9 protein-coding genes and 1 pseudogene are annotated in these 12,982 nt (G+C 65.7%); all 10 read right to left on the bottom strand.

The window, feature by feature from the left end; all coding sequences use genetic code 11:
- Nucleotides 1-94 precede the first annotated feature (94 nt).
- Nucleotides 95-910: an ArdC family protein gene (locus AC3WLX_RS36350; protein ID WP_492339378.1), complete on the bottom strand. Its 816-nt coding sequence runs from the start codon at nt 908-910 to the stop codon at nt 95-97.
- Between the two features lie 299 nt (nt 911-1,209).
- A complete protein-coding gene (locus AC3WLX_RS36345; RefSeq protein ID WP_024342309.1) occupies nt 1,210-1,797 on the bottom strand; it encodes a hypothetical protein in 588 nt (195 codons plus the stop codon).
- 396 nt (nt 1,798-2,193) lie between these two features.
- Entirely contained in the window at nt 2,194-2,514 is a 321-nt protein-coding gene (locus AC3WLX_RS36340) for a hypothetical protein (RefSeq protein ID WP_028139088.1), read from the bottom strand.
- Nucleotides 2,514-2,735 carry a hypothetical protein gene (locus tag AC3WLX_RS36335; RefSeq protein ID WP_024342310.1) on the bottom strand — a complete coding sequence of 74 codons (222 nt, stop codon included), beginning with the start codon at nt 2,733-2,735 and terminating at the stop codon, nt 2,514-2,516. Before AC3WLX_RS36335 ends, AC3WLX_RS36340 begins: the two co-directional genes overlap by 1 nt.
- 203 nt (nt 2,736-2,938) lie before the next feature.
- Nucleotides 2,939-3,802, bottom strand: a complete 864-nt coding sequence (locus AC3WLX_RS36330) for a DUF7007 domain-containing protein (protein WP_024342312.1) — start codon at nt 3,800-3,802, stop codon at nt 2,939-2,941.
- Nucleotides 3,799-4,272 carry a UCP036055 family protein gene (locus AC3WLX_RS36325; protein WP_024342313.1) on the bottom strand — a complete coding sequence of 158 codons (474 nt, stop codon included), beginning with the start codon at nt 4,270-4,272 and terminating at the stop codon, nt 3,799-3,801. Before AC3WLX_RS36325 ends, AC3WLX_RS36330 begins: the two co-directional genes overlap by 4 nt.
- 91 nt (nt 4,273-4,363) lie before the next feature.
- A complete protein-coding gene (locus tag AC3WLX_RS36320) occupies nt 4,364-6,043 on the bottom strand; it encodes a ParB/RepB/Spo0J family partition protein (protein WP_024342314.1) in 1,680 nt (559 codons plus the stop codon).
- 257 nt (nt 6,044-6,300) lie between these two features.
- Complete coding sequence (locus tag AC3WLX_RS36315) at nt 6,301-11,397, bottom strand: helicase-like domain-containing protein (RefSeq protein ID WP_024342315.1); 5,097 nt, start codon at nt 11,395-11,397, stop codon at nt 6,301-6,303.
- 168 nt (nt 11,398-11,565) lie between these two features.
- Nucleotides 11,566-12,171 carry a DUF1419 domain-containing protein gene (locus AC3WLX_RS36310; RefSeq protein ID WP_024342316.1) on the bottom strand — a complete coding sequence of 202 codons (606 nt, stop codon included), beginning with the start codon at nt 12,169-12,171 and terminating at the stop codon, nt 11,566-11,568.
- Nucleotides 12,172-12,484: 313 nt separating this feature from the next.
- Nucleotides 12,485-12,904, bottom strand: a pseudogene (locus AC3WLX_RS36305) (toprim domain-containing protein); the annotation flags it as partial.
- Nucleotides 12,905-12,982 lie beyond the last annotated feature (78 nt).

Here is a 12,982-nt window from a genome sequence, read left to right as displayed (position 1 = left end):
GAGATCGCACACCATCCCCGCATAACACCGGAAAGGTGGTGCTCCTTCACATTATGATCTGCTGCTGATTACTCGAATAATGGCGAGCTCGCCATTACTCCAGCCACGACGCGAGGTAGCTTGCATGATCCGGCCGAGGTTCCAGTTCAGGAGAGATCCCGAGATCAGCGCAGAGGAAGCAGCTGCCGAGTTCGGCGATAAGCTCTTCGCGCGCGCGTTCGCTCCGATCCTTGCCGTAACGGCTGAGATCGCGATTAACGCGGTGAGCGGGAGCAGTCCAGTGCACGGTCTCATGGGCTCTGACGGCGACATAGGAAGCCGTGTCGCGAAAACTTTCGATCGGCGGCATCTGAATGTGATCGGACGAGGGCGCGTAGAACGCCGTCGAGCCGCCGTGGCGAACAATCGCGCCGGTGTTGGCAAAGAAAGCGTCGGCGTGCGCGTTGCGCTCGATCGGTGATGCGACGACGGGCGGCCGACCGTAGTAATGCACGGGCAAGCCATCGATTTGATCGACGCAGAAGACGGTATAGGCTTTGAGGAAGGGGATATCCCGTTCGACTTCGTCGCCGTGAGCGTCGGTCTCCCTCTTGGTGAAGCGGCTCGCATACACCACAGTACTGCCGGTCTCACCCTTGCGGACATGCGCGCCAAGTTCACTGGCCTGCTTGAACGTCATCCACATCGGCGAGCGGAAGCCGCGCGCGATGGCTTCTGACCAAAGCAGCAAGACGTTGATGCCCGTGTAGGGCTGGCCGTTGTGTCGGAGCGGTCGGGTGATGCGGTCCGCCATATTCGCGGCGGTCCAAGGTTGAACCCAGGGGCGCACGCCGCGTTCGAGCTCGACGATGATGCGGTCCGTGATGCGGGCGTACAGGTCGCCTCGCGATTTTTCTCCGTTCTTGCTCATTCTAATAACCTCCGTTCGGGAGGCCGCGCTCATCGCGGCTCCTCACGGGGTCCGCCACAGCCGGGCTCAAAGTCCGCGCACCCGAAGGGCCGAAGCAGCGCGAAGGACGGCGAAGCCGTTGCGCGGACGTCGAGCCCGGCGCAGGACCACGGACCGGGAGGGGCCGACGATGGCGAGCAGCACGGGCGGCGGCTCGCTTTGTTGCAGCGTCGATACGAAAAAAGGGGCCGGTCGCGCGGACCGGCCCGTCAGGTGGCTTCTGTGGAAGGGGCGCGGGGCTCGAGGCCCCGCGCTGGCGGTTAGTCGAACGCCGACATCTGCACCTTGGCCGCTTTCCGGCCGACGGTGTCGGTCGTGTTGTCGATGGGACGCTCGAAAGGCTTCCAGGTCTCACCGACGACCCGTTCGTAGGCGGCGACGGCGCCTTCGGCAGCCATGCGAAGCGCGTGAGCCTGCGCGCCCATGTCGGCGGCGAATTCACGCTTGCGCTGTGCCTGGCTATCGAAACCGACCGGACCATCGAGGTCCTCATCGCGGCTGTCGTTGGCGAGCTTGGCGGTCGCATCTCGCGCTTCAGTGACTGCTCGGGTGTAGAACTGGCCGGCGCCGTGCGCCGATCCGACATAAGCACCGACGATCCGTTGAAGGTGGATTTGCATGGCGCGTTCGCTCAAGCCGTCCTTGAGCGCGTCGGCGGTTTCGACGATGAGCCGCTCATGCAGATCTCGGATACCGTCGCTGTCCAGGATTGCGAGGCCGAAGCTTTCGGAGATGCGCTGCGCCTGCGCCGAATCGGGACAGGCGAGCCGGACCATCTCGAGCGTGGTGCCCTTGCGAAGCGGGATGACACGGGCGCTGGCGCGAGAGGAACGAGCAGTTTTGGTCATGGTGAGATCCTTTCTCGGTTTCGCCTTGAGAGCGATCGGCCCTTTGCCAGCGCTCCCTCGGGTGCGGTCGACCAGAACCGGCTTCAGCGGGCCGCTTCAGGGGGCGGCGGCTGCCAAGGCGAGCATAGGTGAGTTGCGGGCGAGCGGGCCCTCAGGCCTGCGAAGCACGCGACCAACCATCGCGAGACGGCGGCCGCCGATCGCCTCGCGACTTGCCCTTGAAGCGGACCGCGGCCGGTTCAGACCGCAGCCCAAACCGAGGGAGCGTCGGCCAAGGGTCAGTACGCCGCCGAAACCGTGAGAGGTCGGGCCAAAACTGCTGAACTCTCCGTCTCGACATGAAGGGTCCGCGCGCGCCGCTCGCGCTCCAATAGGTGGATCGTTGGTCTCTCACCGTCACGCAGCGGAAACGCGATGGTGCGTCCGAAACTCGGCGATCGCCGTCTCCTGCCGATCGAGCTTTCGCGTGAGGGCGTCGATCTCGCCACGACGGGCCAAGGCGAGCTCCGCGACATGCTGCTGAAACAGCCGCTCATCCGCATTCGTCCAGCTCGATGCGGTCCGGCGGTGCTGCCGGCTCCTCGCCCGGTCGGTGTTTGTCAGCCGTTCGGCTCGTGCCGCGATCTGACGTTCGATGACGCCCAGATGGCGCTTCGTCTCGGCTTGCTCGGCTTCCATGCGCGTGAGCAGGAGACGTCGGTCCGGGGGCTCGATCATTACACCGTCCCCGTAGACGATACGGGGAAGGCGGCATTCGGCCTGTAGACGCTCGACGACGGGATGGCGTCGCCGATGGCCGCACAGTCGATGAGCGCTGACTTGGCGCCGGCGTGCTTGCGCATGTCTGCGAGGATGCCATCGCTTGCGCCGGCGATGGCGCTTGCGGGATTATGGTAGGCATGCGCGAGGAGCTTCACGGCGACAAGGTAGGCGTTCATGACTGCCCCTCCTTTCTGTCAGCATCGGCCGGGTCAGGCTGCGGCGCGTGGATGGACGCCCGCACGGCGCGCCTCCAGGCATCGGAGCCAGTGAAGTGCCGTCTGAGCCTGGGATGCCAGACAACGAGGATCGGCGTGTCGCCGTCCTCGTCAGTCGCCGCAAGCCAACCGAAAGCTTTGGCAAAAAGGGGCCAGGGCATGGGTCACCTCCATCCGGCGAAGTCTGATGGGCCGCCGTAGAGGCGGTGACGCGCCTCATCGATCACGAAGCCGAAGCGGCCGACGTGATACTCGCCGGAGGGGACGAGGAAGCGGCGCTCCTCAGTTCCGGGCCCTCGCTTCCCGCCGATCGTCGCAACGACCTCGACAAAACCGCTCTCGCGCTTGGACGTGATGGCGGACACAACAATCCAGTCCCGTGCATGCGCGTGGTCGAAGACGCGGCGATCCTTTTCGCGGGACTCGCCTGGCTGGAGGGTCGTGCCAAAGATCGTCTCCCAGGCGTCGGGCCAGCTGTCTTTGATCGTTCTCTCGGCGCAGCGGCGTTCAAACGCCGTGAAGAGATGCGGGAAGGTGATCGCAACGGCGGCCCATTCGGCGTCTTCTTCGTACCAGCCGCCCTTTGAGCAGAGCATGGCATGGACCCTGCGGTTGCGCTCGGCGGAGAGGTGGAAGCCGCCGTGGCCCGCGGTCGAGTGGCGGACCACACCGTCGGCGTAGAGGGTGGCGCCTTGCGAGGCGCCCCACGGCGTGTTCGCCGCGAACCGCACGTCCTTGCGACCGAGCGCACGCTTTTCGCGCTGATGCTCGGCGTTTTCAGCAACCTTCGATCGGAATGCCGCCTCGTCCGCCAGCGCGCCGGAATGGCCGTAGAAGTCGGCGCGGTGCCATTCCGCGATCGGCCGGCCGATGCGCCAGCCCGATGCGAGATAGTGCCCGCCACCGCGCGCCGGCAGCATCGCGAAGGCGGTTTCGCCCACGCGGGCTGCGAGGAAATTCTCGGCACTGCGTCCGTACTCGACCTCCGGATTTCCGGAGCTCACGTCCTGCGGGAGAGAAGCGTTCATGCTGCCCTCCCTTCGACGGCGCCCGCGCCGACCTCGTCGGCAGTCACTTCCTGGAGCACCGCGTCCGGATAGCCATGGCGCGTCAGCCACTCCTTCGCGTCGACCTCATTGGTTGCGAGATAGACGAGCTCGCCGCTGTCGCCGGCGCGGTCGAACACGCGGACCGAGCCGATCGCGGGACGTTCGACGACGGTGAAATGCAGCTTCGCCTCTAGTGAGAACGTCCGGTGGACGCGAATGGCGATGACGCCGCCGGCGCCATAGTCGACCTCGTGCAGGGTAAAACAGGGCGACAGCGAGACCTTGCCGGCGTCTCGTCCGCCCTGCATTCGGATCAGGCGGCCTTTGCTGTTGCTGGACTGCCAGGCGGCGAGCTTCTTCCTGAAGCGGGCCGGCGGCTGCGGCGTTCCGTCGGACCAGGCGACGATTGAGCCGATGGGTGCGGTGTCGAAGATCGTGTGCGCGGACATCGTGTTCTCCTCATTTGCGCATGCGTGAAACAAAGCCGCCGCCGGCCGGGCCGGCGGCGGTGGATCGTTCGGAAGGAAGGGCGCGTGCCAGTTATTCGGCCGCCTCGCTGAATGCCTCAGCGTCGGTCGCACCGTCAGCAAGCTCGTCGCCTGTGCCGTCGACTTCCTCATCGCCTTCGTCGTCCCGGGCGGCCGAGCCGGAGGACAACCAATCCGAGAGTTTCGTCGCATCCGGCGCGAACAGCGCGGCCGGATGAACGAAGTGACCTTCCTTGAAGTGCTCGACGAGCGCGGCGCGTGTGTCCTTCACGCGCTGGCGCGGCAGGATGGGCGTGTCCTTGCACGAGGCCTCGAGCGCTGTGCGCGACAGGCAGGACAGGAAGTCCTCCGCGCCCATATTCGGCAGGAAGGTGTCCGCGCCGACCACCGCGCCCGCGACGCGGGCGACGATGCCGCTATTGGTGGCGTTCTCCCGGCACGAGAACACGTCGACCAGCATATTGCGCGCCGCGACACGAAGTGTGTCCATGTCGAAGGAGAGTTTGCCGTCGGCGTCGAATAGCGCCGCCGCGTTCTTCGCAAGCCGGCTGTGGCCGTAATAGATCCCACCGCTTGCCGTCGTCACAGAGACGTTCTGGCCTGCGAAAGCGAGGATCAGCAGCGCCATCAGCGTGTCGTCCTCGATCGAAGCGCGGCCGAGCGCCTCGCGCAGCGCGTCGGTGCGGTAGTCGCCGATCATCTCGACGCCCTTGCGCGTCACGTCGGGACGTGGCTTCGAGACCTCGCCGACATCGTCCGGAGCGTTGTCCGATCCTGCGCCGATCTGGTCTTTCGGCTTCTTCGCCGCAGGCATGCGGTAGTGCACGGTCTGCACACGGCCGTCGCGGTCGAGATACATCGCTGTGCAGTCGGACTTCGCCGGCTTGCCGTAGACCCGCTCAGCCTTCGGCGGCAGCTTCACCTCTCCATAGTTGGTGGCCTCCGCGATAATGCCCTTCTTCGGCAGGTTGTTCGCCATCCACTCCTGCTGGGCACCGAGGAACGCCTCAACGTCCGTGGTATAACGGCTGTCCTCGTCAGCCGGAGCAAACAGGTCCTCGACCCACTGGATTCCGTAGGCCTGCGCAAGGTCGTCGCCGAAGCTCGCGTGGCGCGCGTGCATGCGGGTCTTCTGCAACGCTTGTGCGACACTCCACCACGAGACCTGCGGATCTGCCTTCGACGGCTTGTGCTTCTTCCAGACCTCCTTCTGCTCGTCGAGCGAGGCTGCGGCGATGGTGCGGAGGTGCTGCTCGTTCGGCATATCGCCCTTGGCCATGTGGTCGAGCATGGCGGGAAGCACGTTCGCCAGCAGGCGCAACTTCTTGATCTGACGCAGCGGCAGCGCGAGCGCGACGCCGATCGCCTCCTCGGTCCAGCCGAGCGCGACCAGGCGCTCGATCGCACGCCACTGATCAACCGGGTTCAGCGCCTCGCGGGCGATATTCTCGATCATCGAGCGCATGGCGCCGTTGTCGTTCGCAGCCTCGTCGACGAGCGCGTGGATCTCCTCGAGACCGGCGGCGATTGCCTGCTTCACCCGGCGGTGGCCGGCGTTGATAACGTAGCCATTGCCACCGGCTGTCTCGGGCGTGATGACGGGCGGCTGGACGATACCAACAGCCTTGATTGTCGCGAGCAGCAGCGCGTCGGCCTGCGGCGTCGACTTCGTCTGGCGCATGCGATCGGGGTTCTCTCTCAGCGCGCGCGGATCGACCTTGATGAGTTGCATGGGAACACTCCTTTGGGGTTGCGGACCGACGCTGCCGGCCCTTTCTCGTCTTCTTCTCGAAGACACCCCTGGGCCCTGCGGAGCGGGCGGGCCGGTGCAACTGCGGCCGAGCATCCCTGCCCGGCGGGACCAGTAGGGCGTAAGCCCTGCGCAGGACGACGGGTTAGGATCGCGCAGGCGGCGGTTGAGCGCAGCGTCGACGGCCCGCCCGATCTGCGAGCTGGCCTTCTCCCTTTCTCTTTCTTCTCATTCTCTATTCACGCGGCCGCGGCGATCTCCCGGGTGCCTTCGCCGTCCTCCGCCAGCGCCTTCTCTACCTCGACAAGCTGCCGGCGCTTTTCGGCAAGCTCGCCAGTGAAGGCGAACTCGCCTCCGTCGCGCGATTCGTAAGACGCCAGCCGTCGGCGGGCGTCGGCCAGGCGCTGGCGATAGCGCTCGCGCTCGCCCTCGAAGTCGTCGAGTGCGTGCTCAAGGCGAGCGACCGCTCCGAGCGGCGTGACCGTCACCGGCAACTCCATTTCGTACTCGGCGCCGGTTCGCTGCAGCATGGTGGTGTAGCGGTAGCCATCGTGACCGATGCGCTCTCCGCTGTACGCGACGTCGAAGCCGCCGATCGAGGCGATGACGGTCTCGCCCTCCTGCTGGAGTTGCACCAGCGTCAGGATCTCCTTCATCAATGCGCGGCCAGCGGGCTTGCGTTCCCTACACGGCTCTCCCCTCACTGACATGCTGAACGCATCTCCAGCCGTCGGTGTGAGGCGCTGGATGTCTTGGCCGATTTCGCCGATGCGGCGGTTGGAGAGCTCGATGTCGCGCTCGGCCTCGCGCATCTGCCGCCGCACTGCGTGCTGGTCGTCGATGTGCGCAGCCCGCAGCCGTTCGAGCCGCGCGATGTCGGCTTCGAGACCAGCTTTCTGCATCAAGCGCGGGTCGCCCGACGCGATCGCCTTTGCCATGGCGAACTGGTTGACCTGACTCTCTCCCATGTCCTCAAGCCGGCGGATCGAGGTGTCGCCGGACAGCGCAGCGGTGATGAAGCGGGCCTTGCGCTCATTGTTCTGCCACATCTGCGCATCGAGGCTGCCTTCGGTCGCATAGGCGAAGATGTCGACTTCATCGTGCTGGTTGCCCTGCCGCACGATGCGGCCCTCGCGCTGCTCGATCTGCGACGGAAGCCAGGGCACGTCGAGGTGGTGCAATGCCTTCAGGCGAAGCTGCGCGTTGACGCCGGTGCCCATTGTATCAGACGAGCCGATCAGGAAGCGGACCTTGCCGGCACGCACGTCGCCGAACAGGCGCTGCTTTGCCTCCGACTTCTTGTAGTCCTGTATGAAGGCGATCTCGCCCGGTGGCACGCCGAGACGGACCAGCTCGTCGCGAATCCAGCGATAGGCGGAGAAGCCGCGGCTCTTCTCGACGCTGATGGTGCCGAGATCGGAGAAGATCATCTGCGCGGCGCCAGGCAAGTCGAAGGGCTTGCCATCTGTCCGCGTGTAGTTGTTCTCGGCTGTCTCGTTCCAGATGCGGAAGGCATTGCCGACGAGCAGGTTCAGCTTGTTGTCGGCCTCGTTGTCGCTATCCGGATCAACCAGACGCAGGTCGATTGCGGCGTGGCGGCCGTCGGTGATGACTGACAGCAGGATGTCATCGCCGGGCTCGGGTGCGCGGTCGCGCTCTTCGATCGCCTTGATGCGCTCGCCGAGCCGGATCTGGTAGCGCTTGAATGCCGGCGACGGCTTCGCAGTCAGGATCTGGCGCTTGCCGGTCGAGACCGCCGGCACCTTCACGTACTGACGCAGGTCATCCGGCATCACCACGTCTGCAAAGGAGCGGAACATGGCGATGAGCTCCGGCACGTTCACGAAGGTGGCAAAGCGCGTCACCGGCTTGTATTTGCCGGATGGCTGCAGCTCAAGTTCGGTCGTGACGTCGCCAAATGTGCTCGCCCAAGCGTCGAACTCGTGCAGGCCATGCTCGAGGAGCGCCTCATAGCCGAGGTAGCGCTGGACCGAGAACATCTCGCCGAGCGTGTTGGTGATCGGCGTGCCAGAGGCGAGCACCAGCGCGCGGCCAGGGTTCTTCGTCTCGATGAAGCGGGATTTGACGTACAGGTCCCAGGCGCGCTGTGAGCCGTTCGGATCTACGCCCTTCAGCGTCGACATGTTGGTCGCGAAGGAGAGCTTCCTGAACTCCTGCGCCTCGTCGACGATGATCTGATCGACGCCAATTTCGGAAATGGTCAGCAGGTCGTCCTTGCGGGTCGAAAGCGATTCCAGGCGCTCCTGCAGGCCCTCCTTCAATCGCTCGAGGCGCTTGCGCGAGACGCGGTCGTCACTCTCGACCTTGGTCAGAAGGGTCTCGTAGAGTTCGAGCTCGTCCTGGATCATCTGCTGCTCGAACGCCGATGGCACGGCGATAAAGCGGAATGCGCTGTGCGTGATAATAATCGCGTCCCAGGTCGCGGTCGCCGCGCGCGCGAGGAAACGGTGCCGCTTGTCCTTGGTAAAATTGGTCTCGTCGGCGACGAGGATACGGGCGTTCGGATAAAGTGCGAGGAACTCGCGTGCGGCCTGCGCCAGGCAATGGCCGGGCACGACCAGCATCGCCTTGGCGACGAGGCCAAGCCGGCGCTGCTCCATGATGGCAGCCGCCATGGTTATGGTCTTGCCGGCCCCGACCGCGTGGGCGAGATAGGTCGAGCCAACCGAGACGATGCGCCAGATGCCGCGCTTCTGGTGCCCATAAAGCACAAAGGCGGCTGAGGCACCCGGAAGCTTCAGGTGCGAGCCGTCGAAGGCTCGTGGCGCGATGTTGTTGAAGCGCTCGTTATAGACGCGCGCCAAGCGGTCGGCGCGATCGGGATCAGACCAGATCCAGCGCTGGAAAGCGTCCTTGATCTTTTGCAGCTTCGTCTTGGCCGCCTCGGTGTCGACAACATTGAGGACGCGGCGCTCGCTGTCGCCGTCCTTGACCGTATCGAAAATCTGCGGCACGCGGCTGTTCAGCGCGTCGGCGAGAAGCTCGCCGGCGTGCCGGCGGTCGGTGCCCCACTCTGATGTGCCGGCCGCTGTCCAGCCGAGCTGGCGGGCCTCCACGGTCCACGATGCGAGCTCCGGCATGTGGTGAATCCTGATCTCGGCGTCCATTGTCGCCTTGACGAAGGCGACGACGTCGGCGGCCGGAATCCACGGCGCGCCCAGACGCGCCGTGATGTCTGACGGCCTGAGGTCCGCGGGCTGCACGCCTTGCAGCGCCGTGACGTTGCGTTCGTAGGAGAGGTCGAGCGCGGCAGCGGCCTCCGCAACCTTCAGCTTGTCCCGCACGTGACCAGAGAGATAGTCGTCAGCCGTATGCCACGAGCCGTTAGCGGGATCGCGAAAGACGGCACTCCCTAGTTCGGCGACGACGTCGTCGCGGTCCCGATGCAGCAGCTCGGCGATGTGGTCGATGTCGACGCGCCCGCGCTCGTTGAGAACAACGGCCAGCGCGTCGGTTGCGCTGGTGATCACCGGCGGGGCAGGCGGCGAGATCACGCGCTCGGTGAAGATCGGCCCAGGCTTTGCGGTGTTGGTCTCGAGGTCATAGTCCTCGATCGAGGCGACCAGCCAGCAATCGGGATCGTCGAGGAAGGGCTGGATGTTCGGCCGGCGGTGCGTCTCGCGCACCTCGCCGCTCTCCTCGTCCTCGGCGGTCGAGACCGTCGTGAAATTGATCGGGCCGAAGTCCCGAACGAAGTTCGACCAGGCGATGCGCAGCCTGACCTGCGCGTCCTTCCACGGTCGGTCGAGCTCCTGCGCCTTCAAGACCTCGCGCACAGCGTCGCGGACCGGGATCAGCTTCCGGATCATGCGCACGTGCTTTTCCGGAATGCCGTCGGCGCTGCGGCCTTTGCGCGCTTTCACCGCGACCGGCTGGCCGTCGAGGACCTGCATCAAGCCGTGGGCCTTGTCAAAGAAGTAGCTGCCCTCGCGCACGTGGCGATCGGCAGGCCAATCGACGTCACAGGGATCACCGGCTTCTGCCAGGTCGGGATCGATCACCTCCGGCTCGCCGTCATAGACGGCTTCCGGCAAGAAGCCGATGGCGGCTTTGAGTGTCGCTTCGAGATCCTCATCGTCGCGCGGCAGACATGTATAGGCCTCGCCGAACGGACCGGACGCGAGCGCGTGCGCGCCGAGCACGAAGTCCGGGCGCTGCACGAACCATCTGTTCACGCGGATCGCGCTCTCGTCTTCCGCCGCCAGCCGAACCTCGTCGAGGTCGAGCCATGACAGGTCGCCTTCGGCGTCGCCGACCTTGCGCTTGCGGAAGAACAGGATGTCGACGAAAACGTCGGTGCCGGCGCTGGCGCGGAAGCTACCCTCGGGCAGGCGAATGGCTGCGACCAGGTCGGCCGACTTCGCGATGTGCTGACGCGCCGAGGCGTCCGCCTTGTCCATCGTGCCGGAGCTCGTGACGAAGGCGGCGAGGGCGCCGGGCTTCAGGAGGTCGATCGCCCTCGCGATGAAATAGTCGTGCAGCCGAAGGCCCATCGACCTGTACCCGCGATCCGAGCGCACGGTCCGGTCGGAGAAGGGCGGGTTGCCGACGGCGAGGTCAAAACTCGTCGGCAGCTCGGCGCGCGCGAAATCGCCTGTGACGATCCGCGCGCGCGGCTGCAGCAGCCGGGCGATGCGCGCAGTGACGGGATCGAGCTCGACGCCCGTGACGTGGGAGGTCTCGCGTAGCTCGTCCGGCATCAGCGCCGGAAACAGCCCGGTGCCGACGCCCGGCTCGAGCACGCGGCCGCCGCGCCAGCCGAGGCGCTGCAGACCAGACCAGATCGCGCGGACAATGAACTCGGGCGTGAAGTGGGCGTACTGGGTGCACCGCGCGAGCGAGACGTAGCCGGCGTCGTCGACCGCATCCTCGAGATCGGCGCCGATCTCCTCCCAGCCACTCGCGAACTCGGATTCGCCCGGCTTGCGGAAGACGCCGTTGGCGAGCTCGGAAGCGCCGAAGCCCGTGAAGCGCATCAACTGCCGCTGCTCGTCCTGCGAGGCGGACCGCTGCTCCGCCTCGATCTGCGCGGCGAGCCGAATGGCCGCGACGCTGTCGCGGGCGCGCTGCTTCCAGCCCTTTGCCAGGCCACGGTCGCTGGCGAGACGGAAATTGTCGCCGCGCGTGCGCGCGTTCGGCGCGCACAGCCGGGCGGGTTTGAGCGCCGGTCCCGCGGGAGCCGGCCCTGGCGGTGTTGCTCTGTCGTCGTGGTCACCGTCCAAGTGGGCGGCGAAGGCGGTGACGCCGAGGCCGAGGCTAGAGGAGAGGGCGGTGTTGCCGAAGAGGTCGATCGTGAAAGGGTCGTCCTGCGCCATTGGAAATGTCCTTCTGCTGGGCGCGCGCGACCGCGTCGCCGCCGCGGCTGCAACGGGCGGCACGGTCTTGCGGGATTGACGGGAGAGCCGGCGGGAGGCTGGGTGCCGAATTGCGAAGCCCGGCACTGGGCCGGGCTATTCGCAGGTCGACGAGGGCGGGCGGCCCGGCTAGGCCGCGACCGCTTCCGGCAGGTGGCGGAGCTGCACCGGCAGTTTCGCTGCGATCTCCATTTCGGTAAGGTCGTCCAGCAGCTTCAGCCCGGTGCCTTGCTGGCCAGCGTAGACGAGCACGGTGCGGCGGCCGCGCACGGCGGCAGGCCAGTGCTCGCCGGCGTAGCCGCGGTAGTCGTCGTGGGTGCACGACCAGATGTGCTCGAGCCGCTCTTCGCGCGTCATCGCCCGGACAGGACGAGACTCGCGCTCGATGATCGCCGCTTTCATCCGCTCCGGTGACGCTCTGTCCGACAGGTCGCAATAACCGTGGAACCAGCGCATCTGGCCGTCGATCGACAGTGATAGGAAAACGCTTGTCACACTTGCCGTCATGAATTCACGCATCGCGAACATGTCCGCGCGCATCCATAGCGGCGGCAGGATGTCGAACATGTATTCGTGCTCGGACTCAGCGATCTCGAACCACTCGCCGCCGAAGAGGTGCCCTGCCTCCTCCTCGGCCATGGCCGGATGGCCGCGATGGCGGTTGAACAAACGGTGCATCTCGTGGCGCGTCGCGACGCCTTCGAAGACCTTGCGAACGATAGGTGAGGTGTGCATCGGCGGCTCCTGTTGGCCTGACCGGAATGAAGCGCGAGCGATCCGCCTGATCTCTTCGTCACTCCAGTCCTTCATCACACCTCCTCGCCCGCCGCATCGAAGGCCCGGCGGGTCAAGGGCCGCGGAACGCGGGCGAAGCTTCACCCTTGACGCGCTGGCCGGGCGTGCGGCAGCGCCTCATTCCCATTTCATCTTCCTTTCTCCTTGCCCGATTTCCTTCTACCGCTCACCGGCAACCATCAGGGCCTCACTCATTCAGCGGCCTTACCGCTGCGCGACCACGGCTGCCTAGCCGGCCCATTCGCAAGCCGCATCAAAGGGTCGCCGTCAGGGCTTTCAGATCCTCATTCCAATCATCGGTGCGTGGCCGTAATCGCGCATATTCCGCACTCGCTTCTCCGGCAATGGCCCGAACGCGATCGGCATACACGTCACCCTGCCGATTGTTGTCGGTCGCTGCCACGAGGCAGACCTTGGCGCGCTTAGCTAGATTGCGGATGGCATGATCTGTCGCCGGGGACCAGCCGCCTCCAGTGCTGATATAAAGCGTATCGGAGCGTCGGACATCGATCGCCGCTAGGCTCATGGCATCGATGGCCGCCTCTGTAATGCAGATCCGCTCGGGCTCGGGCGGCCCGAAGCGGAAAAGTTCTTTCGCGCCCTCAGTGGCGAAGCCGCGCCATTGCGGTCCACGCTCCTCCCACCCCGTGATCGCTCCGGCAGAATCGCTATGGGTGTCAAACGCCATCCGGAACTGCCCCCTTTGCGTCATGAAGAACTGCCCCCACCATCGGGATTATGATCTCGGTTG

The organism is Bradyrhizobium sp. FW305-F6, from assembly GCF_058782905.1.
The sequence above is the reverse complement of the archived record's forward strand: the minus strand, read 5'-3'. Positions and strand labels throughout refer to the sequence as shown.

Excerpts from the sequence above, each read along its gene's own strand:
- AC3WLX_RS36315 (WP_024342315.1), bottom strand. The coding sequence starts at position 11,397 with ATGGCGCAGGACGACCCTTTCACGATCGACCTCTTCGGCAACACCGCC.
- AC3WLX_RS36320 (WP_024342314.1), bottom strand. The coding sequence starts at position 6,043 with ATGCAACTCATCAAGGTCGATCCGCGCGCGCTGAGAGAGAACCCCGAT.
- AC3WLX_RS36335 (WP_024342310.1), bottom strand. The coding sequence starts at position 2,735 with ATGAACGCCTACCTTGTCGCCGTGAAGCTCCTCGCGCATGCCTACCAT.
- AC3WLX_RS36350 (WP_492339378.1), bottom strand. The coding sequence starts at position 910 with ATGAGCAAGAACGGAGAAAAATCGCGAGGCGACCTGTACGCCCGCATC.
- AC3WLX_RS36345 (WP_024342309.1), bottom strand. The coding sequence starts at position 1,797 with ATGACCAAAACTGCTCGTTCCTCTCGCGCCAGCGCCCGTGTCATCCCG.
- AC3WLX_RS36310 (WP_024342316.1), bottom strand. The coding sequence starts at position 12,171 with ATGCACACCTCACCTATCGTTCGCAAGGTCTTCGAAGGCGTCGCGACG.
- AC3WLX_RS36325 (WP_024342313.1), bottom strand. The coding sequence starts at position 4,272 with ATGTCCGCGCACACGATCTTCGACACCGCACCCATCGGCTCAATCGTC.
- AC3WLX_RS36330 (WP_024342312.1), bottom strand. The coding sequence starts at position 3,802 with ATGAACGCTTCTCTCCCGCAGGACGTGAGCTCCGGAAATCCGGAGGTC.
- AC3WLX_RS36340 (WP_028139088.1), bottom strand. The coding sequence starts at position 2,514 with ATGATCGAGCCCCCGGACCGACGTCTCCTGCTCACGCGCATGGAAGCC.